Source organism: Sphingobium sp. B7D2B (assembly GCF_025961895.1).
Taxonomy (GTDB): Bacteria; Pseudomonadota; Alphaproteobacteria; order Sphingomonadales; family Sphingomonadaceae; genus Sphingobium.
The window spans coordinates 3469857-3493815 of record NZ_JAOQOM010000001.1; the positions used below are offsets into that span (position 1 = coordinate 3469857).

20 protein-coding genes are annotated in these 23959 nt (G+C 63.7%); 8 read left to right on the top strand and 12 right to left on the bottom strand.

The features are described from left to right. Window positions 1-123 precede the first annotated feature (123 nt). The 3 genes from M2341_RS15990 to M2341_RS16000 are packed head-to-tail and all read right to left on the bottom strand — an operon-like array spanning window position 124 to window position 3375. Window positions 124-2355 (bottom strand): PQQ-dependent dehydrogenase, methanol/ethanol family, encoded by a 2232-nt coding sequence (locus M2341_RS15990; RefSeq protein ID WP_264585909.1) that lies wholly within the window; start codon window positions 2353-2355, stop codon window positions 124-126. A 3-nt stretch (window positions 2356-2358) separates the two neighbouring features. Beyond that, window positions 2359-2838: a nuclear transport factor 2 family protein gene (locus M2341_RS15995; RefSeq protein WP_181558389.1), complete on the bottom strand. Its 480-nt coding sequence runs from the start codon at window positions 2836-2838 to the stop codon at window positions 2359-2361. A gap of 60 nt (window positions 2839-2898) precedes the next feature. Then, window positions 2899-3375: a nuclear transport factor 2 family protein gene (locus M2341_RS16000; RefSeq protein ID WP_264571800.1), complete on the bottom strand. Its 477-nt coding sequence runs from the start codon at window positions 3373-3375 to the stop codon at window positions 2899-2901. 354 nt (window positions 3376-3729) lie between these two features. Here M2341_RS16000 and M2341_RS16005 point away from each other — a divergent pair, with 354 nt between their 5' ends. From M2341_RS16005 to M2341_RS16030, 6 genes are all read left to right on the top strand, one after another. Next, the gene (locus M2341_RS16005; RefSeq protein ID WP_264585910.1) at window positions 3730-5391 is read left to right on the top strand and encodes a carboxylesterase/lipase family protein; all 1662 of its coding nucleotides are present in this window, start codon (window positions 3730-3732) and stop codon (window positions 5389-5391) included. Between the two features lie 16 nt (window positions 5392-5407). Continuing rightward, window positions 5408-5896 carry a DUF3237 domain-containing protein gene (locus M2341_RS16010; protein WP_264571798.1) on the top strand — a complete coding sequence of 163 codons (489 nt, stop codon included), beginning with the start codon at window positions 5408-5410 and terminating at the stop codon, window positions 5894-5896. Further along, window positions 5893-7470 (top strand): tannase/feruloyl esterase family alpha/beta hydrolase, encoded by a 1578-nt coding sequence (locus M2341_RS16015; protein ID WP_264585911.1) that lies wholly within the window; start codon window positions 5893-5895, stop codon window positions 7468-7470. The genes M2341_RS16010 and M2341_RS16015 overlap by 4 nt, the downstream gene beginning before the upstream one ends. Window positions 7471-7714: 244 nt before the next feature. Continuing rightward, window positions 7715-10318 (top strand): TonB-dependent receptor, encoded by a 2604-nt coding sequence (locus tag M2341_RS16020; protein ID WP_264585912.1) that lies wholly within the window; start codon window positions 7715-7717, stop codon window positions 10316-10318. An 88-nt stretch (window positions 10319-10406) separates the two neighbouring features. After that, window positions 10407-11348 (top strand): hypothetical protein, encoded by a 942-nt coding sequence (locus M2341_RS16025; protein ID WP_264585913.1) that lies wholly within the window; start codon window positions 10407-10409, stop codon window positions 11346-11348. 138 nt (window positions 11349-11486) lie between these two features. Further along, window positions 11487-12287, top strand: a complete 801-nt coding sequence (locus M2341_RS16030; RefSeq protein ID WP_181558382.1) for an IclR family transcriptional regulator — start codon at window positions 11487-11489, stop codon at window positions 12285-12287. Window positions 12288-12465: 178 nt separating this feature from the next. On the opposite strand, the gene rplQ is transcribed toward M2341_RS16030, so the two are convergent. The 5 genes from rplQ to rpsM form a co-directional block, all read right to left on the bottom strand. Beyond that, a complete protein-coding gene (gene rplQ, locus M2341_RS16035) occupies window positions 12466-12891 on the bottom strand; it encodes a 50S ribosomal protein L17 (protein WP_264571794.1) in 426 nt (141 codons plus the stop codon). Window positions 12892-13062: 171 nt separating this feature from the next. Beyond that, entirely contained in the window at window positions 13063-14205 is a 1143-nt protein-coding gene (locus M2341_RS16040; RefSeq protein ID WP_264585914.1) for a DUF6161 domain-containing protein, read from the bottom strand. Window positions 14206-14333: 128 nt separating this feature from the next. Continuing rightward, entirely contained in the window at window positions 14334-15398 is a 1065-nt protein-coding gene (locus M2341_RS16045) for a DNA-directed RNA polymerase subunit alpha (RefSeq protein WP_181558380.1), read from the bottom strand. Window positions 15399-15526: 128 nt separating this feature from the next. Then, window positions 15527-15916 (bottom strand): 30S ribosomal protein S11, encoded by a 390-nt coding sequence (gene rpsK / locus M2341_RS16050; RefSeq protein ID WP_014077853.1) that lies wholly within the window; start codon window positions 15914-15916, stop codon window positions 15527-15529. 492 nt (window positions 15917-16408) lie between these two features. Next, window positions 16409-16777 (bottom strand): 30S ribosomal protein S13, encoded by a 369-nt coding sequence (gene rpsM / locus M2341_RS16055; protein WP_181558379.1) that lies wholly within the window; start codon window positions 16775-16777, stop codon window positions 16409-16411. Window positions 16778-17041: 264 nt separating this feature from the next. Between rpsM and M2341_RS16060 the strand changes: the two genes are divergently transcribed. After that, the gene (locus tag M2341_RS16060; protein ID WP_264585915.1) at window positions 17042-18568 is read left to right on the top strand and encodes a lipopolysaccharide biosynthesis protein; all 1527 of its coding nucleotides are present in this window, start codon (window positions 17042-17044) and stop codon (window positions 18566-18568) included. 9 nt (window positions 18569-18577) lie between these two features. Here M2341_RS16060 and M2341_RS16065 read toward each other — a convergent pair whose 3' ends face one another. The 4 genes from M2341_RS16065 to rplO form a co-directional block, all read right to left on the bottom strand. Next, a complete protein-coding gene (locus tag M2341_RS16065) occupies window positions 18578-19771 on the bottom strand; it encodes a glycosyltransferase (RefSeq protein WP_264585916.1) in 1194 nt (397 codons plus the stop codon). Between the two features lie 58 nt (window positions 19772-19829). Beyond that, window positions 19830-20477 carry an adenylate kinase gene (locus M2341_RS16070; RefSeq protein WP_181558376.1) on the bottom strand — a complete coding sequence of 216 codons (648 nt, stop codon included), beginning with the start codon at window positions 20475-20477 and terminating at the stop codon, window positions 19830-19832. A 58-nt stretch (window positions 20478-20535) separates the two neighbouring features. Continuing rightward, entirely contained in the window at window positions 20536-21903 is a 1368-nt protein-coding gene (secY, locus tag M2341_RS16075; protein WP_181558375.1) for a preprotein translocase subunit SecY, read from the bottom strand. A gap of 201 nt (window positions 21904-22104) precedes the next feature. Then, on the bottom strand, window positions 22105-22587 hold the full coding sequence (rplO, locus tag M2341_RS16080; protein WP_264573848.1) for a 50S ribosomal protein L15: 483 nt from the start codon (window positions 22585-22587) through the stop codon (window positions 22105-22107). A 227-nt stretch (window positions 22588-22814) separates the two neighbouring features. Here rplO and M2341_RS16085 point away from each other — a divergent pair, with 227 nt between their 5' ends. Further along, window positions 22815-23930 (top strand): acyltransferase family protein, encoded by a 1116-nt coding sequence (locus M2341_RS16085; RefSeq protein ID WP_264585917.1) that lies wholly within the window; start codon window positions 22815-22817, stop codon window positions 23928-23930. The last annotated feature ends 29 nt before the right edge of the window (window positions 23931-23959 follow it).

Sequence of the window (23959 nt, forward strand, 5' to 3'; positions counted from 1 at the left end):
CCACCCGCGTCCGAGGCCGGGCAGACAAGGATGCTCATCCTCAGGGGACGCCTCTCCACATCTCTCGAGAGCGATACCCTTCCGAACAGTGAGAATATATCATCCATCTCGCTCATGCTCTCATCAGTTGGCCGTGGTGATGCGGGAGTAGATCGGGGTTTCCGGCGGCGCTCCGGCCTGCTGACGGGCATATGCCTTGCTCTGCAGATCGATCAGATGGGCGTGGATCGCCTGCACGTCGGCGCGCGTCAGCAGATCGTCCCAGCGCGGCATTCCGTTGGGCAGCAGCAGCCCTTCCAGCACGATCTGCTCGAACGCCTGATGCGCGCCCTCGCTCATGCGGGTCAGGCTCGGCAGCGGCGCGCGCGGCATGTTGGAATGGCAGATCGAACAATTCTTTGAGAAGAGCACCCGTCCCTTCGCCAACCGATCGGCATCGGTGCCGGAGATCTGCACGGGCGGGGCCGGGATCGGCCCCTCCGGCGGGACGTCCGGCGGGATCGGCACTGGTCCGCCATCCAGCCGAAAGACCAGGATGCGATTGGCGTTCCCCTTGGCATAGGCGGCGGAATAATCGGGGACCAAGCCCCAGCCGCCCCCGCCCCAGCCGGTCTGCACCGCGATATATTGCACGCCCTTCACCCGGTAGGTCATGGGGGCGGCAAGGATCGAGCGACCGGTGTCGATCGTGCGCAGCACCTTGCCGGTATCGGAATCCAGGATGACCAGCTTACCCGACAGCGTGCCGAAGATGGTGAGGCCGCTCTGCGTCGCGAGTACGCCACTGCGGTCCTGCCAGCCGTCCTCGCGCGGATAGCTCCAGATCGTCCTGCCGGTCACCGGATCAACGGCGCGCACATCGGCCGCCCAGGGCTTATCCTTCACCCATTGCCATTGCGGCAGATCGGTGATGGTCTTCTGCACATCCTTGGGCAGACCGGGGAGCGCCGCTTCCAGAAAGGGCGCGAAGATCGATTCCGTGCCCGCGTTCAGCGCCAGCTTGCGCCGCGGCATCGCCAGATTGGCGGGCGGCACCATGATGAGATTGCCCATGTCGAGAAAATGGGCGACGTACATCTTGCGCTGCGGATCATAAGCCGCGCCATACCAGTTGCGCGCGCCGGGCGGGGCCGGGAAGACCAGCTTGGGGCCGGCATTGATGTCCGAATATTCCGGCGTGGCGATCGGCTTGCCGGTCTTGAGGTCCCAGCCCGATGCCCAGCTTGTGCGCACCATTCTGTGCACCGCAAGCGGCTTGCCCGTCGCCCGGTCCAGCATGAAGAAGAAGCCGTTCTTGGGCGTGTGCAGCAGCACGGGGCGCTCGGCGCCGTTCACGGCCATGCGCGTCAGGATCATCGGCTGGACGGAGGTGAAATCCCAGTTGTCGCCCGGCGTTTCCTGAAAATGCCATTTCATCGCACCCGTCTTGCGGTCGAGCGCGACCAGCGAACTCAGGTAGAGATTATCCCCGCCGCCCGGCGAACGGATCGCCTGCGCATAAGGCCCGCCATTGCCGACGCCGATGATGACCTGATCGAATTCGGGATCGTAGGTAATCGCATCCCAGGCCGTGCCGCCGCCGCCGATATCCCAGCGGCTTTTCGGGTTCCAGGTCTTGAGCGCCGCCTCCAGCGCCTTGCTTTCCTGCGGCCCCAGCGCGGGATCGCGCGGTATGGTGTAGAAGCGCCAGACCTCTTTGCCGGTGCGGATGTCGAACGCGATGACATAGCCGCGCGTGTCATATTCTGCGCCGGCATTGCCGATGATGACGAGGTCGCCCGCCACTTCCGGCGCGCCGGTGCTGGTATAGGCCCGACTGCGATCGAGAAAACTGTCGACCTTCCAAACGACCGCACCGGTCTTCTGGTCGAGCGCATAGAGCCATCCGTCGAGCGCGGCGACGAACACTTTCCCGTCCGCCACCGCCACCCCGCGATTGGCCTGATCGCAACAGGCGTAGCGATTGACCTGCATGTCGACCTCGGGCGAGAAAGCCCAGAGTTGCCGGCCCGTTGCCGCGTCCAGCGCATAGGCCCGGCCGAGATTGCCGGACGTATACATCACCCCGTCGATGACGACCGGTGTCGCTTCCTGCACGCGGGTGGTGCCGAGATCATAATCCCAGGCGAGGCCGAGCCTACCGACATTGGTCTTGTCGATATCGGTGAGGCGGGAATAACGGCTTTCCGCCCAGTCCCCGCCCGGATTGTCCCAATCGTCGCCCGCACCGAACGGAGGCGGTCCCGCCATGCTGCCGGGTGGCGCGTTCGAGCAGGCCCCCAGCAGGGCAAGGCCCAGCAAAGCGCCAAGCAGGCTCGACACACCGGATGGCGGCACGGCAGGACGCCCGGGCACTGCTCAACCCATCTGCGTGACGGGGTTCACATATTCGGCAGCGCGGTCCTCCATGCACTCGTTCCAGATCTTGCGGAAGGTGAAGAGCCATTTGCCATCGACGCGGCGCAACTCGTCCTCATAATGGCCATAGCCGCCGACATAGGGCGTGCGCAGGCGGGTATCGTTGTCGATCTCGAACCAGAAGGAGCGGCTCCAGGCCTTGTCGCCTTCCACCTTCACGGTGATGTTGGTGATGAAGTGGCGCAGCCGCGGCGGGCGGGTCGGCTCCTCGCCCTTGCCGCGCCCCGAGAAGTAAGTGCGCATGCCCTTGCATTCCTCGCGGATCGCCTCGCGCCCGCGCACGATGCCACCGGCCCAATCCAGTACGCCTTCCTCGGCGAAGGTGCCGGCGTAGCCATCCGGGTCCTGCCAATCGAGCGCGAACAGATAGCGCGCCTGCAGATCCTCGATTTCCGCGCGGTCGTCAGCGAAACTGGCCATGAACGTTCCTCTCCTCAGGTCTCAAATCTTGTCTTGGGCGCCGGAACTGGGGGTCAGCGCCTAGCGCCGCCAGGGTGTCAGCGCCTTGCGGGTATCGTCCCAATGCTCGACCACCTTGCCATCGGCGATGCGGAACATGTCGAAGGCTTCGCCGGAGTAGGTCTCGCCGGGATTGTGCGGATCGGGCTGCGGCTGGGTCCAGATCACCACCACATAGTCGCCCTGCGCGATGGCCTTCTTCAGCGTCTTCTTGCCGGGCGGGATCATCGCGGGCGGGGGATTGCGGATCAGCGAGATCAGCTCCAGCACCCCCTCGCGGCCCTGCCGCACATTGGGATTATGCTGGATGTAACCCTCATCGATATATTTCATCACCGCATCGGGATCGGCGCGATTGATGACGCCATCCCACATCGCCAGCACCATCTCGATATTGGCCTGCTCACGCCTGCGCTCGTGATTGATCCCGAGCCACCAGCTGATCGCGGCGGTCACGCCCACCAGCAGAAGGGCACCCAGCACTAGCGATATCTTCATCCTCTCACCTCTCCCCGACCCATGATCGTCCGATCCGGTGTCGCCAGCCGTCGCACACGCGCCGGACCGAATCGCACCCTCTCCGCGCGGCCGCCTGGTTCAGACCTCTGGCCCGACTCGGCGATCCGCATTTCCCCGCTCAACCGCTTCGCAACGAAATGGGAAACGGCATTTTTTTCTCATTGAACGGAACCAGCTTGCACTGAATGAACAAATTTGCAAGTTTCATCTCACGATTGCTAGACGATTCAGCAAAGAGTCGCGGCAGGAGCTTGGTTCACAGGAGAGGACAATGCTGCATCCCGGCTGCATCCGCGTGTCTCAGCGCGCCTTCCCATCGCGGAAGGCGATGCGATGAGCGATCCGTTCTCCACCGCACGCACCGGCAGCTTGTCACGGCGGCCACACATGGCCTTCTCGCGGCGCGGCCTACTCGGCGCTGGCGTCGGATTGATCGCCGCGCCCTCGCTCGCCGCCATCGGCGCGGTCGGTGAGCGGCCCATTGTTTCGACCTCGGCCGGCAAGGTGCAGGGCATTACCGAGGGCGCCGTTTATGCGTTCAAGGGCATTCCCTATGGCGAGCCGACGGGCGGCGCCGCACGTTTCCTCCCGCCTGTCCCACGCAAGCCCTGGAGCGATGTGCGCGACGCCTCGCGCTACGGGCCGCGCTGCCCGCAGCATGGCTTTCTCGGCGGTCCCGACACGCCCACGCATTCGGAAGACTGCCTTGTCGCCAATGTCTGGACCGGCTCGCTGACCGGCAGCAAGCCGGTGATGGTCTGGGTCCATGGCGGCGGCTGGGAAGTCGGTGGCTCGGACGATCCCGTCAGCAATGGCGCCTGGCTGGCGCGCAATCATGACGTGGTGATGGTCTCGATCAACCATCGCCTCAACATCCACGGTTATCTCAATCTCTCGGAAGCGGGCGATGAGCGTTATGCGCTCTCCGGCAATGCCGGCGCACTCGACATTGCGCTGGCCCTCGCCTGGGTGCGCGAGAATATCGGCCAGTTCGGCGGCGATCCCGGCCGGGTGATGATCTTCGGCCATTCCGGCGGCGGCCGCAAAATCAATGCGATGATGACGATGCCGGCGGCTTCGGGCCTGTTCCACCGCGCCATCTCGCAGAGCGGCCCCGGCATCCGGCTCGACTCGCGCGAGGTCTCGCTCGACCGCGCCGACCGCCTCCTGCACAAGCTGGGCATCCGCAAGGGCGGGCTGCGCCGGCTGGCGGACGTGCCGACCCGCACGCTCACCGCCACTGGCATCGAGGTGCGCAACGAGACCGGCCAGTTTCGTCCCTTCGTGGACGGGTTGAGCGTGGTCCAGCACCCGTTCCTGCCGCACGCGCCGCTGCTCAGTGCCGACGTGCCGATGATGCTCGGCACGACGATCGAAGAAACCACGATCTTCCTCGGCCATGTGCCGTCCTACGACACGATGAGCGATGCGCGGGTGCTGGAGGAATCGCTGCGCTTCTTCCCACCCGGCGAAGCGCCCAAGGCCATCGAGACCTGGCGCGGCATGTTCCCCGATCATAGCAACACCCGGCTGTTCGCACGGCTGACCACCGACCGATCCTATTTGCTCGATGCGACGATCCAGGCCGAGAGCAAGGCCGCGCTGGGACGGGCGCCGGCCTATCTCTACCTGGTCGACTGGCCGACTGACATTGGCAGTCTGCACGGGGTGTCGCCCCATGGCATTGAGCTGGCCTTCACCTTCGGCAATATCGAGGCGCATTCCGGCGTCGGCACGGTGACGCCGGAAGCCGACGCCCTGCGCGCCGCCATGTCCGGCGCATGGACCGCCTTCGCCCGGACCGGCCGGCCGGACACTCCGCACATGCCGGTGTGGCTGCCCTACGAACCCTCGCTGCGGGCCACGATGCGCTTCGGCAAGACCGTTCGGCTCGAATCCGATCCGCTGGCCGCGCAGCGCAGCTACATGGCGCGCTTCGGCTCCGAGCAGCTCGGCGAACGCGAACCGCGCCCGCCCGGGCCTTGGATACGCTGATGAGGAGGGGCCGCTAATGAGTAGATCGCTAACGCCCGAGCGCCAGCCGCCCGCGCTCGATTTCGCCTTCGAGATCGAGATCGAGCTGACCAAGCGCTATCGCTACGGCCCCACCTTCTGGGGTGCCGAGCGCGGCTTTGTGGGCGTGGAAAGCGGCATCGTACGCGGCCCGCGCCTGAATGGGATCGTCGTCCCGCACAGCGGCGGTGACTGGCCGACCATCCGCACCGACCATACCGTCAAGTTCGAGGCGCGCTATCTGATCCAGGCGGATGACGGCACGATCATCGAGCTCCAGAACCGCGGCGTGCGGCATGGCAACAAGGATGTGCTGGCCCGGCTCCAGAATTACGAGGCCGTCGACCCGGCGGACTATTATGCCGGCGCCAGCCCGGTGTTCGATGCGCCGGAAGGTCCGCATGACTGGCTCTGCCGCACGATGTTCGTCGGCAAGATCGATCGCCGCGCCGACCGCGCGGTCTTCTCCTACTGGGCGGTGCTGTGATCGCGCGGCGATCCCTCACAGCTTGCAAGACCCTCGCTCTGGCGGGCCTGCTCGGCAGCGCCTCCGCTGCGCTCGCCGCCGATGAGGCGCCCGCCTTTGCCGATCGCTGCGCAGCGGCCCGCGCCCTCCTGCCTGCCAACGTGACGCTCACCACACTCGAAACGGTGGCCCCCGCGCCGCACTGGCAGAGCCCCACCTCGCCGACATCGCCAAAAGGCGAAGCGGTGCGTGCCGACTTCTGCCGGTTGGCTGGCAGGATTGATGGGGACATCGGCTTCGAGCTCTGGCTTCCCCGCGACTGGAATCGGCGCTTCCTCGGCACCGGCGTCGGCGGCGAGGCTGGCTATTATAATTATGCCGACATGGCGCGCGGCGTGGAGCAGGGCTTTGCCGCTGCCTCCAGCGATACCGGGCACCGCCAAGGCGAGCGCTGGATCGACGATGCCCGCAAGTCGGAAACCTATGCCCATCTCGCCTATCACCGGCTGACGCAGGTCTCCAAGGCGATCATCGATGGCTTTTACGGCGCGCCGGCCGCGCACGCCTATTTCCTCGGCTGCTCCGGCGGCGGACGGCAAGGTCTGCGGGAACTGCAGCTTTACCCAGGCGATTATGACGGCGCCTTGATCGGTGCGCCGGGTCTGGACGTGCCCCTGCTCGCCGCCCGGCTGCTGCATGTGCATCTGGCCCAGACGCAGGGCGATGGCGTCGCGGTCAGCGCGGCGGACTGGGATCTGGTCTCGCGGCGCGCCATCGCGCGCTGCGATAGGGATGACGGGGCGGTCGATGGCATCATCGACGATCCGCGCAGCTGCGCTTTCCGCGTCGAGGAACTCGCCTGCAAGCCAGGCCAATCCAAAGACTGCCTTGCGCCCGCCGCCGTCAAAACCATCGCGAACATCGTTGCCCCGCTCACCGACAACAGTGGCAAGACCCATGATTTCGGTCTGCTGCCCGGCATCACGGCCCGCCCCGGCGGCCTGCCACCGCTGCCTGTCCAGATGTTCGGCCATGCGCGTCACAGTGCAGGCCGGGGCGACGCCGGCTGGGACCCGGCAAGCTTCGATCTCGCCGCCGATCTCGCGGCCGCCCGCAAAAGCTTTGCAACCATGGATGCCCGCAGCGCCGACATGCGGACCTTCGCGGCGCGCGGGGGCAAGCTGATCCTCTATCATGGCTGGGCCGATGCATCCGTGCAGCCACTCTCCACGCTCGATCTCTTCGCGCGCATGGGCGCAGAGGCGGAGCAGGACCGCGACGCCTTCGCCCGGCTCTACATGGTCCCGGGCATGCAGCACTGCCGGGGCGGGGCCGGCACGGACCGCTTCGGCGGATCGGAAGACCGCAGCGCGACCGGCAAGCCGGAGAGCGATCTGCTCGCGGCGCTGGTGGCATGGGTGGAGCAAGGCACCACGCCCGGCGCGATCTTCGCCCGGCATGCGGACGCGAACGGGACCGTGACGGCGGTCCGCCCGCTCTGCGCATGGCCCGCACAAGCCTCACGGCCCAAGGCCTCCGACGCCGGTCCAGCCGCCGATCTGCGCTGCGACAGCCATGCGCGGGGAGGCACGTAACGACACTCGCGACACCCTATGGATCGTCGCCTGAGCGACTCTGCCGGAGAGTGCGCGCCAGACACTGAAGAAGGAGGGGAAGAAGGGGGAGCAAGGCCCGATCCGGTTCACGCAATCGCGCAAACACAAGCACGAAGCCAGACCGCAGCGACCGGGCCAGGCCAGTTTTCAGACGACGTAAAATGACAAAATTCTGAGTCCAGACAGCCGATTTTTTCAAAATTCGAGTTGAGGGAGAGAGCCAATGATTTCCGAGTTTCTGAAAGGACGCGCGCGTGGCCATGTCCGCCTCGGTGGCATATCACGCATCACCCTGGCCGCCGCATTGTGCGTGCCCGCCAGCCTGTTCGCCACCGCGGCCGCCGCACAGACGGATGCCGCCCCGCAAGAGGGCGGCAAGACGGAAGACATCATCGTCACCGCCCAGTTCCGCTCGCAGAACGTGCAGTCGACGCCGATCGCCATCACCGCGCTGAGCGCGCAGCAGCTTGAGGCACGCGGCCAGACCAGCATCACCGAGATCGCCACCAAAGCGCCGAACGTGAACCTGCGCGAGAGCAATCCGCAGGGCCCGTCGCTGCAGGCCCATATTCGCGGCATCGGCCAGGCCGACTTCAGCCTCGCCTTCGAGCCGGGCGTGGGCGTGTATGTGAATGACGTCTATTATTCGACGCTCACCGGATCGGTGCTCGATCTGCTCGATCTGGAGCGGGTCGAAGTGCTGCGCGGGCCGCAGGGCACACTGGCGGGCATGAACTCCATCGGTGGCGCCATCAAGCTCTACACCAAGAAGCCCGATGGCAATGACGGCGGCTTCGTGGAAGCGACCGTTGGCAGCCTCAATCGCGTGGACGTGCGCGCTGCCGCCAACTTCACCATCGTGCCGGATCGCCTGTTCGCCCGCATCTCGGGCGTGTCGCGCAATCAGGATGGTTATGTGAAGGTCTATGACTTCGCCTGTACCCATCCGCAACTGGACGCGGTCTACAACATTCCCTCGCAAGCCGATGGCCGCAAGTGCCAGCTCGGCACGGAGGGTGGCAAATCTTATGTCGCGGCGCGCGGCTCCCTGCGCTGGGTGCCGACCGAAGATCTGGAAATCAACATCAGTGGCGACATTACCCGCGACGATTCGGAGGCCGCACCGCAGACGCTGATCTTCGTCGGCACGGCCAACGCGACCACCTACACGCCGGGCACGACGGGGCTGAACCTCAGCCGCAACTATCCCATGTATTCCACGGCCCCGACCAACGGCCTCAATCTGTGGAATCCCACGACCGGCACCTCGCCGTTCGTACCCTATTCGCCTTGGGGCGTGGCGGGGGACAGCTTCACCAAGAGCCCCTATGTCAATTACTCCACCTACTGCGATGCGCAGCCCGTGGATGGCTCCGCGCCCTATTGCTTCAAGTCGCAGAGCCGCGTGAATGGCTGGGGCGTCAGCGGCAACATCGATTACAGCTTCTCTGACAATCTCAAGCTGACCTCGATCACCGCCTATCGCAGCTTCACGGCCAACTGGGTGCAGGATTTCGATGCCACACCGCTCAGCAACGCGCTGATCGATTATGAAGCGACCAACTGGCAGTTCAGCCAGGAACTACGCCTTGCCTCCAGCCTGTTCGACAATAAGGTCGATCTGGTCGTGGGCGGCTTCTACATCAACCGCTTCGGCACCTATCGCGGCACGATCAACCAGGGTCTGTTGATCTTCACCGAATATGACGAAATCCCCGCCACCAACTGGGCGGCCTTCGCCAATGCCTCCTGGCGGATCACCGACAAGCTCGAGCTGAACGGCGGCATCCGCTATTCCGAGGAAGAAAAGACGTTCCGCTTCTTCCGGGGCGGTCGTCCCGGCGTGCAGGCCGGTAACCCGGCGCCCTATTTCCCCTGCACGGTCAATGGCGTGAACTATGGCGTCGTCCACGTTGCGTTCTGCGGACTGAATGGCGCTGAGGGCGACTACAAGGGCAACAATGTCGATTGGCGCGCTGTGCTGCAATATCAGTGGACGCCGGACATCATGACCTACGCAAGCGTCGCCACCGGCTTCAAGGGTGGCGGCATCAATCCCCGTCCTTATACACCGGCGCAGGCGGTTCCGTTCGACCCCGAGAACCTCAAGGCGTATGAAATCGGCTTCAAGTCGCGGTTCTTTGATCGGCGCGCGCAGCTGAACGTCTCGGCATTCGTCAACAAATATTCGGACTTCATCGCGAGTGTCTTCTCGCGCGTGACGACCGCCCCGAATGCCGGCTGCCCGATTTCGCCCAACGACCTGACCTGCTCCTATTTCGTCAATGCAGGCAAGGCCACGCTCAAGGGTCTGGAAGCCGAACTGTCGCTCGAGCCGGTCGACAATCTGCTCATCGATGCATCGGCGGCGCTGTTGGACTTCAAGTACGATCAGCTGTCGGGCTGCTCGCCGGCCCTCACGCCGACGACCTGCACGGCACCGTCGGGCGGTCTGGGCGCCGGCCTGCGGTACGGCATGACGCTGCCCTATGCGCCCAAGCGGCAGATCAGCGTCGGCGCGCAATATAAGTTCGATCTCGGTTCCACCGGTTCGATCACGCCGCGCCTCGACTGGAGCTGGCGTTCGCGGCAGCAGACCCTGACGGTGCAGAACAACGTGCTGTCCTATCTGCCGTCCTACGGTCTGCTCAACGGCCGCATCGCCTGGAACTCGGCGGATGATGACTGGCAGCTTGCCCTGCAGGTGACCAACATCACCAACAAGCTGTACTGGACCGGCATCGGCCCCAACAACAACTCGGGCACCGTGGCGGCCAACCCCGGCATGCCGCGCGAGTGGTCGCTGTCGCTCAAGCGCACCTTCTAATGCACCGGCAGGCGGCGGCGGGATGGCCATCATCCCGCCGCCGCCTCGGCCATTTCTCAAATCCCCCGATGAAGCCGGAGAGGCAGCAATGTTGAACAGCAGCAAGGCCCTGATATCCGTCGCGCTCAGCGCGGCGCTCGCCACGGCGGCCCCGGCCACCACCTCCACCAGCAGCGGCTCCGGCCCCTATCGGGTAACGATGACCGACGAGATCGACGGCCTCGATCACCACACCGTCTACCAGCCGGCCAATCTCACCGCGCTCAGGGACAAGAAGCTGCCTATCTTCATCTGGGCGAATGGCGGCTGCGCAGACAAGGGCAATGCCTATCGCTACATGCTCGATCACATTGCCGCGCATGGCTATCTCGTCGTGGCGCTGGGCAAGATCGGTCCCAAGGGCGAGGAGAATAATTTCGGGCGCTGGCCGCGCGAATTCGGCATGCCCGAGACGCCGCCGCCGCTCGATGGCCCCACCGGCACGCTGCCGCACGAGATGAAAGCCGCAATCGACTGGGCAGTGGCGCAGAACAGCAAGGAGGGCAGCCCGCTCAAGGGCCGGCTCGATACCAGCAAGATCGGCGTTTCCGGCCATAGCTGCGGCACGCTGCAGGCGCTGGCGATGTCCTCCACCGATCCGCGCGTCACGACCACGCTGATGCTCAATGGCGGTGTTTGGAACATCGGCACCGGCGGCCTGCCCGGCGCGCCCGAGATCACCAAGAAATCGCTCGAGACGATCCACGGCACGATTGCCTATATTCATGGCGAGAAGGACAGCGCCCTGCCCAATGGCACGGACGACTTCTCGCGCATCAGCGGCATCCCCGCGATGCTCGCGGTGCGCAAGGATGTCGCTCATTCCGGCACCTTCCTGCTCAAAAATGGCGGGGCTTATGGCACGGTGGCGCTGGCCTGGCTGGACTGGCAGCTCAAGGGCGACCCGCGCGCCGCGCGCTGGTTCGTCGGCGCGGACTGCACGCTCTGCACTGATCCGCGCTGGACGGTCCAACGCAAGAACTTCCCCTAAAGCCGCGCCGCAAATTGGCATTGCGCGCGACCGGGGTCCGGTGATTGCGAATTTACCGCCCACTCCCTAAGAGCCTGCGAAGCTGGGCTGCGCGGAGCGGGCGGGAAACGGCCGGCGCGGCAAGAAGGATGCGTGGTGATGGCAAAGGCCAGTGAAGCTCCCGAAATGACCGGCGCGATCGAGCGCGCGCTGCGGGCGCTCAAGTCTGTCGCCGAGCATGGCGAATTCACCCCGCGCGACCTCGCCGAGGATGTCGGCATCCCGACCAGCACCGCCTATCGCCTGCTCCAGTCTCTCGGCGCGATGAACTTCGTCGAGAAATCGAGCCACGGCAGCTATCGCGTCGGCCGCGAGTTGGTGCGCCTCTCCTCCATGGTCGCCGCGCAATTCGATTATGGCGCCATCGCGAGGCCGTTCCTCGCCGACCTGTCGGATGCGTTTCAGGAGACCTGTGCCTTCGCGCTCTATTTGCCGAACGAGCATAGCTGTTCGATCATCGAGACGATCAACGCGCTCCACCCGCTGCAATATGTCGTGGAGACCTACAAGACGCGCGCGCTCGTCTGGGGTGCGCTCGGCCGCGCCATGCTGCCCTGGCTGGACGAGGCCGATGTGCGCATCGCTATCGAACGGCAGGGGCCACCGCTGGAGGCGGGCACGCCGCCAATGACCTACGAGCTGCTGCAGACCGAGAATGAGCGCGTGCGCAAGCAGGGCTGCTTCGTGGCGACCAGCCCCAGCGCGCTCGGTACCAATGGCACGGCGGCGCCGGTGTTCAATGCGCGCGGCCAGATCTTCGGCAGCCTTGGCGTCGCCATTCCCGCCGTGCGTTACGATGCCGAGATGCAGCCCAGCCTCAGCGCGGCCGTGATCAAGGCCGCGCGCGGCATGAGCGCGGCGCTCGGCCATGGCGGAAGCCGACAGCGCAAAAGCCTCTGACAGATAGGGACATGGCGGAGACGCCTCGCCATGGGGCGGGGCTGGGCCCCGCGCGATCAGGGCATCACAGGGCTCGCCGTCACCCCGGCTCCATGCCAGCAGACAGCAAAAAGCCCCGCCGGCCGTGCCAGCGGGGCCTTTTAAATACTTTGTCCGGTCAGGCCGGGCTGTGGAGGCCTCAGGCGGCTTCCAGCTCGTCCTCATCGGCGGTCTGCACCGGGCCGCTGTCCTGGCCCTTGGCGCTCTCGTCGCGGTCGACCAGCTCGATGATCGCCATCTGCACGGCGTCCGACGCGCGGATGTCCGCCTTAATGATGCGGGTATAGCCGCCGGCGCGATCCTTGTAGCGCTCGGCCAGCACGTCGAACAGCTTGGTGAGCTGCGTGTCGTCGAGCAGGCGGGCATGCGCCAGACGACGGTTGGAGAGGCCACCGCGCTTCGCGAGCGTGATCAGCTTCTCGACATAGGGGCGCAGTTCCTTGGCCTTGGGCAGCGTGGTCTTGATCTGCTCGTGCTTGATGAGCGCGGCCGCCATGTTGCGGAACATCGCGGTGCGGTGAGCGGAAGTACGCTGCAGCTTGCGGCCGCCATATCTGTGACGCATGAGTCCAGTCCTTCGTTCGTTATGGGGCCGTGCAAGGCACCCCGTACCAGGCGATGCATAACGGGCACCGCCAAAACCCGGCCTCCTGCAAGAAGGACTTGAAGCGCCGCCCTAAAGCGGGTTGGGGGCGCAGAGTCAAGGGGAAGCGTGGCCGGAGGGAATGAGGAGCGACTAAGAGGAGCGAGGATTGGTGATAGCTGACGCCGCAATTGCTGCCGGCGAAAGAATGGGGAGCCCGTCATCCTTCACCAATCCGTCGGAAACCGGAGCGAACAGAGCAGCAAGAATTATGGTACGGTCTTCTTGAGATGCTGCATCGTCCTTGCTTAAAGCAAGATAGGTATGAGCCATTGCTGCACGCCCAGAAGCATCTGTTGCGAGGTGGCTCTCAGACATCATAGATCGCACGAGCACCCTCAACGTCCAAATGAACATCGTAAATAATATTACCGAGCTGGCTGAATATGTTGCAATTTGCGCTGTCACGTCATCTGGAAACATCCACCGCGCAATTGTAAATCCAATGAATATCCATAAAACCCCGAAAACGAGTCCAAAAATTCCGATATAACGGATTAATTTTGATAAATTATCATGGCGCAAACGATGATCTTTAGACCTATTTTGCCACAATTCAACTGCAGTTTCTGTTTTTAATTGTTCGATAAAATTATTGTATATCTCTACCCACTGAGATTTGGATTTTTGGAACCAACTAGATATTTCTGTTTCCATTTGCTTTGACCGAGTTTCAATATCTTCAGATAATCCGTCAAATTCTTCTCGTTTTTTCATAAGATTTATCTGATCATTCTCTAGGATGTTGCTCAATCTGGCTTCATGGTCATCAACGATAGCGGCCAACGTCTTCTTCGATGATTTTGAACTCACGTATTCTGTTATTGTTGCGGCCATGATTGCTTCGATCGCACCGTTAAAGGCACCCATCGATAAGTTGCCCGTATGGTTATTATCATACGAAGCCTTTAAAGCTCTGAGAGCGCCATCTATCGCTTGCGGTCGCTTTTCCTGCGTACATCGCCGCAGCATGTCAGTCAGTGGGCTTTCGTAATCGAGGCAGGGATTATCCCGCAGACCTTCAGATATTTGGATTTCATTTCCGCCCGATTGCACTGCTAGCGCCTGCGCCCTAGCCCAATGAGTAGAACAGGTTCTGCCCCATTGGCCATAAGCTGAAGGATGGCTCGATGCCATTCCTTCAAATTTTGCTTGTTGTGTCGCCGCGTAATCAATGAACTCTTGGCTAGTGCGGAAAGCGCGCGGCTTTGCGTATCGGTGAAGTGAAACCTTCATTACCTACCCCCCAAGCTCTTCAGAAGGTTAGCCTATCCGCTCTAACAGAAAAAGCCCCCACCGCACGGCAGGGGCCTTTCCGATCATCCGAGTGAACCGGGTCAAAGGTTCACTTTGACCCGAGCTTTTTAGCCCAGCAGTTCCTGCTCGAGCTTCTTGGCGATCTCCTCGATGTTCTCCGGGGGCCAGCCCGGGATGTCCATCCCGAGGCGCAGGCCCATGCTGGAGAGCACTTCCTTGATCTCGTTGAGGCTCTTGCGGCCGAAGTTCGGCGTGCGGAGCATCTCGGCCTCGGTCTTCTGGACGAGGTCGCCGATGTAGATGATGTTATCGTTCTTGAGGCAGTTGGCCGACCGGACCGAAAGCTCCAGCTCGTCCACCTTCTTGAGCAGATAGCGGTTGATCTGGTTTGCATCGCCCTCGCCTTCGTCAGCGGCGGCACCGGCGCCTGCACCCGTGCTCGGGCCGGCGGTCGGCAGCGCATCCTCGAAGTGAACGAAGAGCTGCAGCTGATCCTGCAGGATGCGCGCGGCATAGGCCACGGCATCCTCGGGGCTGACGGTGCCGTCCGTCTCGACCGTCAGGTTGAGCCGGTCATAGTCCAGCTCCTGGCCGATACGGGCGTTCTCGACCTTGTACGCCACCTGGCGCACGGGCGAGTAGAGCGCATCCACCGGGATGAGGCCGATCGGCGCATCGGCCGGGCGGTTGTTCACGGCAGGCACATAGCCCTTTCCGGTGTCGACGGTCAGCTCCATGTTGAAGCTGGCGCCTTCGTCCAGATGGCAGATCACCAGATCGCTGTTCATCACGGCCATGTCGCCGGTCACCACGATGTCACCAGCGGTGACGGTCGTGGGCCCGGTGGCGCTGAGCTGAAGACGGCGGGGGCCTTCGCCCTCCATCTTGAGCGCGATCTGCTTCACGTTGAGCACGATGTCGGTCACGTCTTCGCGCACACCGGCGAGGCTCGAGAATTCGTGAAGCACGTTCTCGATCTTGATCGCGGTGACGGCGGCGCCCTGCAACGAGGAGAGCAACACGCGGCGAAGCGCGTTGCCCAGCGTCAGGCCAAAGCCGCGCTCAAGCGGCTCGGCGACGAAGGTCGCGCGGCGTTTCGGGTCGCCCCCGGCCTTGATCTCGAGGCCATTGGGCTTCTTCAATTCCTGCCAGTTCCGGATGTTGACAGTCATGTATTTCCCCTGGGAGTTGGGCGGAGGACGGTGGAGTGCAGCTGCGATCCGGCCCCGGCCTTAGAAGGAATGGTCGGGCAGGGATGGGGTTTCCGCAAAGAAACCCCCGCCCTGCTCGTCGGGCCGAATCAGACGCGGCGGCGCTTGCTCGGCCGCACGCCATTGTGCGGGATCGGCGTGACGTCACGGATGGACGTGATGGTAAAACCGACGGCCTGCAGCGCGCGCAGAGCCGATTCGCGGCCCGAACCGGGGCCTTTGACTTCCACCTCGAGGGTGCGCACGCCATGCTCGGCAGCCTTGCGGCCGGCGTCTTCGGCGCAGACCTGCGCGGCATAAGGCGTCGACTTGCGGCTGCCCTTGAAGCCCATCATGCCGGCGCTGGACCAGCTGATCGCATTGCCCTGCGCATCGGTGATGGTGATCATGGTGTTGTTGAAGCTGGCGTTCACATGCGCGACGCCTGCCGAGATATTCTTGCGCTCGCGCCTGCGAAGCCGCTGGGGTTCCCGTGCCATCTGACTAACTTTCCTACTCGAAACTGGTTGAACCGGTGCCTGCGCCTGTTTCGCAATTCCTGCGTCGCACACACCCTGCCATGCCTGTCCGCGCCGGGAGCATCGTCCCTTTGCCGGTCCCCATGTCGATCACCCATCCCGCCTCGGGCGCCGAGTGATCGGCAGGCCCGTTGAAAGAGGCGATCCCATGCGGGACCAGGACCTGAGCGCTAGCACGCTGCCGGGGCGGGGAGCGAGGAACCGGATGATCCGGTGGTCGCGCCTTGCCCCTGCACGTCCCTGCCCTTGCGAGCCTTGCCGGGTCTGGCGCGCCTCAACTGGGGCGGGCCTGCTACGGCGGAGGACGTCTGGTCCGGACTGTTCTGGCGGGTGCGGATGCGATGTTTCAGCACATGCGCCCGGCGGAACAGAAGAAGCCGGATCGCTCCGGCGCCGGGCGGCTCGCGATGGCATGGCCGCAGCCATGCCAGCATCGCGCCATCCGGCCTTGCGTTACTTCTTCTTGCCGGCGATCGGCTTGGCCTTGCCCTTGCGGGTGCGCGCATTGGTGTGCGTGCGCTGGCCACGGACCGGCAGGCCCTTGCGATGACGCAGGCCGCGATAGCAGGCCAGATCCATCAGGCGCTTGATGTTCATCGCGGTTTCGCGACGCAGATCGCCCTCGACCGTCAGGTCGGCGTCGATCGTTTCACGGATCTGCAGCACTTCCGCGTCGGTCAGGTCCTGAACCCGGCGGCTGTGATCGATGCCGAGCTTGTCGGCGATGCCCACGGCGGTCCGGGGACCGATGCCATGGATGTAGGTCAGCGCGATGATCACGCGCTTGTTGGTCGGGATGTTGACCCCCGCAATACGTGCCATATATCCTCCTGCTCCACAGGATGCTCTGGCGGGCATCCTATCTCGTAGCGTTGAACCCGGACGCGCAAAGCACGGCGAGCGCTCGCTCGCGCTGCCGTTGACCTCGTCGCATTGGGAACGGTGGTCGTTACTGCAACGCTCGTGCCCTGTCAACGGCAGGCCGGAACGGACCGCCTCTTTAACAGTATCAAAACCCCTGGCGGGTTCTTATGAGCCTTCCAGCCTCCGCCCTGTCGCCCGTTTCCGAATCAGAGCCCCTTTTTCATGTCCCAAAGCGCTCCCACATCCTCGGTGACCACGCGACTCGTGAAGGGGGCCGGCTGGGTGATGACCTCGCAGGTCATCATCAACGCAGTGTCGTTCGCCTCATCGATCGTGCTGGCGCGCCTGCTGATGCCGGAAGATTTCGGCCTGGTCGCCATTGCATTGGGGGTCAGCGCGGTGGTGACGGCCTTGACCTCCATGCCGCTGTCCGAGGCGCTCATCCAGATCAACGATATCGAGGACGATCACTTCCACAGCGCGTTCACGCTGGGCTTCCTCCGTGCGATGATGCTGACGCTGCTGCTGGCCGGGGCAGCCTGGCCGGTCGCGGCCATGTATGACGACAGTCGCCTCGCGCCGATCATGCTTGCGCTTTCGGGGCAGGCTTTCATCAGCGGCTTCTACAGTGCCCGCTGGCCGATGATCCAGAAGCAGCTCTCCTTTGCGCCGGACGCGATCGCCGGGGTCGTAACGCGCGTGGCGGCCGTCACCGCTTCGGTCGTGATCGCCTATCTGTACCAGACCTATTGGGCGATCGTGATCCCGATCGTGCTGATGCAGTTCCTCAGCGTGGTGGTCACGCATCTCTATGCGCCCTATCTGCCGCGCCTCAGGCTCTCGAAGGTGCGCGAGATCTGGTCCTTCTCGATCTGGATGACCTTCAGTTCCGTGCTGACGACCGTCAACGCGCGCATCGACAGTCTCGTGCTGGGCGGTGTTCTGGGGCAGCGCGAAGTCGGATTTTACAGCTATGCCGATGAGAAGGCGCGGATGCCCACGCGCGAGCTCTCAACGCCGCTCATCCGACTGCTATTTCCCGGCCTCACCGCGGTACGGCATGATCCCGCCCGGCTCGCTGCGGCCTATCAGCGCACCCTGACCGTCATTTTCGCCGTCTGCGTGCCGGCCGGCGCCGGCTTCGGCCTGGTTGCCGACATGTTCGTTCATGTGTTGCTCGGCCCGAAATGGATCGAGATTATCCCGATCATGCAGGTGCTGGCCTTTACCTTCGCGTTCGAGAATCTGGTCACCGCCACCGCGCCGCTTGCGATGGCCATGGGCGCGACCCGCGCGCTGTTCGTGCGCGATCTCATGACCTTTGCATTCCGCGTGCCGCTTATCATTACCGGGCTTCTGCTGTTCGGCATTACGGGGCTGCTCGGGGCGCGCGTGCTGTCCACCCTTGCCTCTGTCCTGCTCAACATGCTGCTCGCCAAACAGATCGTGCATGTCAGCATCCGCCGTCAGTTTCTCGGCTGCGCGCGCACCTTTGTCGCCGTGGGCGGCATGTGCGCAGGAGTGATCGCGTTCAAGATGGCCTTGCCCGCCCATGTCGCACACAGCGTGTCCGGCCTGCTGGCGACGATTGCGGTCGGCGGGGTGGCTTATATCGCCTGCCATCTGGGCGTGTGGATCCTGCGCGGACGGCCCGCAGGGCCGGAAACGGATCTGATCGCCATCTTCAGCGGCGTCCTGCGCAAGCTGGGACGGTTCAAAAGGCCCCAGCCAGGACTATCCGAGCAATAAAAGGCAGGCTTAGCCGGCCGAGGCGGCCCCTGCCGTCAATCGCTGCAGTAGCGTTTCGAGCTTGGGGCCATCAAGATGTCTCTTGATCGCAGCGAAGGCACGCTCGGCAATGGCCCGGCATTCGTCGGGCCGCTTGAGCAAGTCCGCAACGACATCCTCCAGGTCCGACAAATCCCAACGCACCGGCACATAGGTTTCCCCGGCCCGGTAGATGTCGCAGAAGGTTTCCAGATGGCTCATGTCGGGCTTCACCAGCACGGCGCCGGTCAGCACCGCCTCCAGATCGCGCCAGCAGATCTCGCCAAAACCGAACGGGCTGAAGCACAGCTGGGACTGGTCCATCTCGCTCATGAACGCAGCCCGATCGACCCGGCCCTGCCACGCCACCTGATGGCGCGCAGCGAGGGCTCGCACGGCCTGCTCGGCCTCGCGGCGCATGATTACATACCAATGGGTGCGCTCACCCGCGTCCACCCGCCCCTCGGCGTGCAACTGCGCAGGTGCGAGCGCGAAGCGCGCATGAACGTCGATGGGGCGGGGACCGCTGGGGATCGCCTGACGCTGTTCGAACGCCTTGAGCAGCACTGGCGCGGTCGCAAAAGCCGGCGCCAGCACGAGCCGGTCGACGATGTCCGGCCGACAGCGCCAGTTTGGCTCGTCCACAATCAGCCCCGCCTTGTTGCCGTAATAAGCCGCGAGATTGGTGTGCGCTGCTTGGGCGACGCGATAATGATCGCGTTCCAGCATCAGTGATTTCTTGGCATAGAGATCGACATAATCCGCGACCCGGTCGGCAAAGCGGACATCGGTCGGCGCGAACCAGTCGAGATAGGTGATGAGCGCGTGCGGATTGGCGCACTTGACCCGCTCCAATACGCGTTCGAGCTCGCCATCCGGCAACACATAAAAGGACTGGATCAGGATGGCGGACGCGTCCTTGATCAGATGCTCCGCATTCTCCGCCGGATAAGGCACGGCGCGGAACGCATAGCCCTGTCGGGCAAAGCGATCCGCGTCATGATAGAAAGGGTAGATTTGCGGCCAGGCGATCTGGTCATCGGCATAGATGAACAGAATCCGCGTCTGGGCCTGGCGAGGGAAGCGGCGCGCGAGATGGGACCGGATGACAGGCTTGACCGGATCGTAGCGGCGCCTTCCATCATCCAGAAGGCTTATCGCCCGCGCTTCGATCCCCATCACCATTATCGCTCCGTCCTATTTGCGCCCAGCGCACCAGCCTCGTTCGCGAACGAGGGGAGGATCAGCGATCGAGAATGGTCACAATCGCGTTCGACACCTCATCGATATCCGCCATGCCGTCAACCCGGCTGACGATGTTGCGTTCCTCATAGATTGGCAGAATCGGCGCTGTTTTCGCGCGATACTCGGCCATGCGGGTGCGCACCGTTTCCTCATTGTCATCGGGCCGCCGCTTGAACTCAGTGCTCCCGCACCGATCGCAAACGCCCTCGACCTTTGGTGTCTTATACCGATCATGATAGCCTTCACCGCAGCTTGCGCAAGTGAAGCGGCCGGTGATCCGGTCGACCAGTGCATCCTCGTCGACCGCCAGTTCAATGACATGATCGAGTTGGCGATTGCGCGCGCCCAGCAGTACGTCCAGGCTCTCCGCCTGCGCCGCCGTGCGCGGATAGCCATCGAAGATCACGCCGACATCCGGTGCGAGCTGGTCCAGCGCTTCGCCGATGATGCCCGAGACGATCTCGTCCGAGACGAGCTCGCCGGCATCCATCACCGCCTTCGCCTTGAGACCTACCGGGGTGCCGGCCTTCACCGCCGCCCGCAGCATGTCGCCGGTCGAGAGCTGAACCATGCCACGCGCAGCGACCAGACGCTGCGCCTGAGTGCCCTTGCCGGCGCCGGGCGGTCCCAGCAGGATGATGTTCATGTCACTCCCCCAAAATTCACAAGAAGGATAAGCCTGCGGCCGGGTTGCCCCGGCCGGCTCAGCGCATCCGGCCCTTCAGACGCGCCTTCTTGATGAGGTCGCGATACTGGTGGGCGATGAGATGGCTCTGGATCTGCGTCACGGTATCCACGGTCACGTTGACGACGATGAGCAGGCTCGTGCCGCCGAGATAGAACGGAATCCCGGCCCGGGCGATGGCGAACTCGGGGATCAGGCAGACCAGCGCCAGATAGATGGCGCCGATCACCGTGATCCGCGTCAGCACATAATCGAGATAGTTCTCGGTGTTCTTGCCGGGACGGATGCCCGGAATGAAACCGCCGTTGCGCTTGAGATTCTCCGCCGTCTCTTCCGGGTTGAAGACCACCGCGGTGTAGAAGAAGCAGAAGAAGATGATGCCTGCGCCGTAGAGCGCCATGTAGAGCGGCGTGCCGTGCGACAGATACTGGTTGATCGACAGCACGAAGTCGCCCCACGCACCGGTCGACGCATTGGCGCCCGCACCGGAGAATTGCGTGATGGTGAGCGGAAGCAGGAGCAGCGACGAGGCGAAGATCGGCGGGATCACACCGGCGGTGTTGATCTTCAGCGGCAGGTGGCTGCGGTCCGCCTGCATCACGCCCTGCTTGGTCTGGCGCTTGGGATACTGGATCAGCACGCGGCGCTGGGCGCGCTCGACGAAGCAGATGCCCGCGATGAGGCCGAGGCCGACGATGATGATGCCGAGGATGACCAGACCTGAAATCGAACCGGTGCGGCCCGATTCGAAAAGATTGGTGAGGGTCACCGGCAACTGCGCGACGATGCCAGCCATGATGATCAGCGAGATGCCGTTGCCGATGCCGCGGCTGGTGATCTGCTCACCCAGCCACAGCAGGAACATCGTGCCGCCGATCAGCGAGATGACCGCGCTGATGCGGAACAACATGCCGGGATCGACCACGGCCTGCAGCCCGGATTGCGCGCCATAGGCCTCGAGCCCGACGGCAATGAAATAGCCCTGGATCGCCGTGAGGCCGACCGTGCCATAGCGGGTATACTGGTTGAGCTTCTTGCGCCCGGCTTCGCCTTCCTTCTTGATCGCGGCCAGCTTGGGCGAGAGCGACGAGCCGAGCTGCACGACGATGGAGGCAGTAATATAGGGCATGATGCCCAGCGCGATGAGGCTCATGCGCTGCAGGCTGCCGCCGGAGAAGGTATTGAAGATGTCGAGAATGCCGCCCTGCGTCTGTTGATAGAGCTGGGCCAGCACGGTCGGATCGACACCGGGGAGCGGGACGAACGAGAAAAAGCGGAAGACGATGAGCGCACCCACCGTAAACCAGATCCGCTTCTTGAGCTCTGTAGCCTGGCCGAAGTTAGCGAGGCTCAGATTGGCTGCCATTTGGTCGGCGCGTGATGCCATGATCGCTTGCAATCCCGAAAAATGATGCTCGCCCAGGATTTGGGGGACGAACAGCCTTATCCCTTAGACGTCTGACCGGCGCCTGTCGAATAGCGGTGCCTGACTATATGACGGCATATGCAAGCGACCCCACCCGCCCATATCGGCGGGAGGGGTCGGCTATGCAAGCTCACAGTCAGGCCTGTCTCCCGATCAAGGAGATTATGCGGCCTCGGCCGGTGCAGCCTTGGCGAGAATCTCGACCTTGCCGCCAGCCTTCTCGACCGCCTCGATGGCAGCGCTGGAGGCGCCGGCCACCGCGAAGTTCGCCTTGGTGGTCAGTTCGCCCTTGGCGAGCAGACGCACGCCATGCTTGCCGCCGCGCGAAATGCCGGCCGCGCGCAGCGCGGCCTGGTCGATGGTCGCGGCCGCATCAAGCTTGCCGGCGTCGATCGCCTTCTGGACCATGCCGAGGTTCACGACCGCATAGTCCTTGCGGAAGATGTTGTTGAAGCCGCGCTTCGGCAGACGCATGTGGAGCGGCATCTGGCCGCCCTCGAAACCGTTAATGGCGACGCCCGAACGTGCCTTGGCACCCTTCTGGCCGCGACCGGCAGTCTTGCCCTTGCCCGAGCCGATACCACGGCCGACGCGCATCCGGCCCTTGCGGGAGCCGGCATTATCCTTGAGTTCATTCAGCTTCATAAGTGCACTCGCTTTCGCTGTTGTCGCGCTGGTGGAAAGTGCGGCCCATAGCCGCCGCACTTTGCTTTGTCACCCCATAGAATCTGTCTCGGCCGATCTCCGTCCTTCGCGTCCTGCACACGGCTCGGCGCTATCGGCGTGACAAGCCTCATGGTTAAGCGGCACCCCGGCATTCACAAATTTTGCAAGTGCGAAGGCTCAAAAAGTCATTCGCTTTAGGGCTTTACATGGTTAACGCTCGTGATCAGTCGCGCCCGAGCGCGCCCGGCTCCATCGACGAGTTGCGCATTATCGCGACCGTTCTCCTCGTCGCCTTTCATGTCGTGGGGCAGACCGACAGCGGCCTGCGAATCGAGGACGGTCATCCCGCGCGGTTCATCGTCGATCTGGGCGCCAGCTTCCGGATGCCGGCCTTCGCCTTCGTCGCCGGTTTCATCTACTGCCTGCGCCCGCCCACGCGAGGCCATATGCGCGACTTTCTGCGCGGCAAGGCGCGGCGGATCGCGCTCCCTGGCCTGATCGCCGCCGTCCTGTTTGGATCGGTTGCCTACATGCAGGGTTCGCGGTTCGGCATCCCGCCCGAAGCCCTGTGGGGGCTGGCCATCTTCCCCTATGCGCACTTCTGGTTTTTGCAGGCGATCCTCGCGCTGTTCATCGTCGTCGGCCTGATCGACATCGCACTCGATCATCGCGGGCAGTGGCCAATGTTCGCCGGCGCCTTGCTGCTTGCTTTGTGGCCCCCGCCCATCCCGACACTTTTCGCACTGCCGCAAGCGATCGTTCTGGCGCCCTTCTTCATCTTCGGCATGTGCGTCTATCGAAGCTGGGCGTGGATTGCGCAGCATGGGCGGCTGATCGTCCCGCTGGCCGCCGTGGCGGCCTTGCTCGCCTTCAGTGGCGCCTTCTATGATTATCTGATGCTCGGCGTCTCTCCGAGCACGAGCATCACCTCATCGCTGCTGCTGGGCATGTCGGTCAGCCTGCTCATTCTGCTGCGCTGGCCGCACCACCCCTATGCACGCAAGGTTGGGCAGTTCAGCTTTACCATCTATCTCTATCATGTGTTCGCGACCGCCGGCGCGCGGATGGCGCTCCACACAGTCGGTATCGAAGCGCTCGCGATTCATCTACCGGTCGGCATTCTCGCGGGGCTGCTCGGCCCGGTCGCACTGCATCTCATTCTGCTCAAGACGCCCGTTGTCGGCCCACTGGCCCTGGGCATCCGGACCAAGGCGCCCGCGCCCCGCAGCGCTCCGGCCCAGCATGTCAAAGCGCGTGCACCTGCATCCGCTCTCGCTCTCCCGGCAACATCATCCCGCCCGGCCGTCCCGCGCGGCCATTAAGCTGCCTTCGACGAGCACACGTTCGGCAG

Excerpts from the sequence above, each read along its gene's own strand:
- rplQ (WP_264571794.1), bottom strand. The coding sequence starts at position 12,891 with ATGCGTCACAGATATGGCGGCCGCAAGCTGCAGCGTACTTCCGCTCAC.
- M2341_RS16040 (WP_264585914.1), bottom strand. The coding sequence starts at position 14,205 with ATGAAGGTTTCACTTCACCGATACGCAAAGCCGCGCGCTTTCCGCACT.
- M2341_RS16000 (WP_264571800.1), bottom strand. The coding sequence starts at position 3,375 with ATGAAGATATCGCTAGTGCTGGGTGCCCTTCTGCTGGTGGGCGTGACC.
- M2341_RS16070 (WP_181558376.1), bottom strand. The coding sequence starts at position 20,477 with ATGAACATCATCCTGCTGGGACCGCCCGGCGCCGGCAAGGGCACTCAG.
- rpsM (WP_181558379.1), bottom strand. The coding sequence starts at position 16,777 with ATGGCACGTATTGCGGGGGTCAACATCCCGACCAACAAGCGCGTGATC.
- M2341_RS16025 (WP_264585913.1), top strand. The coding sequence starts at position 10,407 with ATGTTGAACAGCAGCAAGGCCCTGATATCCGTCGCGCTCAGCGCGGCG.
- M2341_RS16045 (WP_181558380.1), bottom strand. The coding sequence starts at position 15,398 with ATGACTGTCAACATCCGGAACTGGCAGGAATTGAAGAAGCCCAATGGC.
- M2341_RS16030 (WP_181558382.1), top strand. The coding sequence starts at position 11,487 with ATGGCAAAGGCCAGTGAAGCTCCCGAAATGACCGGCGCGATCGAGCGC.
- M2341_RS16065 (WP_264585916.1), bottom strand. The coding sequence starts at position 19,771 with ATGGTGATGGGGATCGAAGCGCGGGCGATAAGCCTTCTGGATGATGGA.
- M2341_RS16005 (WP_264585910.1), top strand. The coding sequence starts at position 3,730 with ATGAGCGATCCGTTCTCCACCGCACGCACCGGCAGCTTGTCACGGCGG.
- M2341_RS15995 (WP_181558389.1), bottom strand. The coding sequence starts at position 2,838 with ATGGCCAGTTTCGCTGACGACCGCGCGGAAATCGAGGATCTGCAGGCG.
- secY (WP_181558375.1), bottom strand. The coding sequence starts at position 21,903 with ATGGCATCACGCGCCGACCAAATGGCAGCCAATCTGAGCCTCGCTAAC.
- rplO (WP_264573848.1), bottom strand. The coding sequence starts at position 22,587 with ATGAAGCTGAATGAACTCAAGGATAATGCCGGCTCCCGCAAGGGCCGG.
- rpsK (WP_014077853.1), bottom strand. The coding sequence starts at position 15,916 with ATGGCACGGGAACCCCAGCGGCTTCGCAGGCGCGAGCGCAAGAATATC.
- M2341_RS16020 (WP_264585912.1), top strand. The coding sequence starts at position 7,715 with ATGATTTCCGAGTTTCTGAAAGGACGCGCGCGTGGCCATGTCCGCCTC.
- M2341_RS16060 (WP_264585915.1), top strand. The coding sequence starts at position 17,042 with ATGTCCCAAAGCGCTCCCACATCCTCGGTGACCACGCGACTCGTGAAG.
- M2341_RS16085 (WP_264585917.1), top strand. The coding sequence starts at position 22,815 with ATGGTTAACGCTCGTGATCAGTCGCGCCCGAGCGCGCCCGGCTCCATC.
- M2341_RS16010 (WP_264571798.1), top strand. The coding sequence starts at position 5,408 with ATGAGTAGATCGCTAACGCCCGAGCGCCAGCCGCCCGCGCTCGATTTC.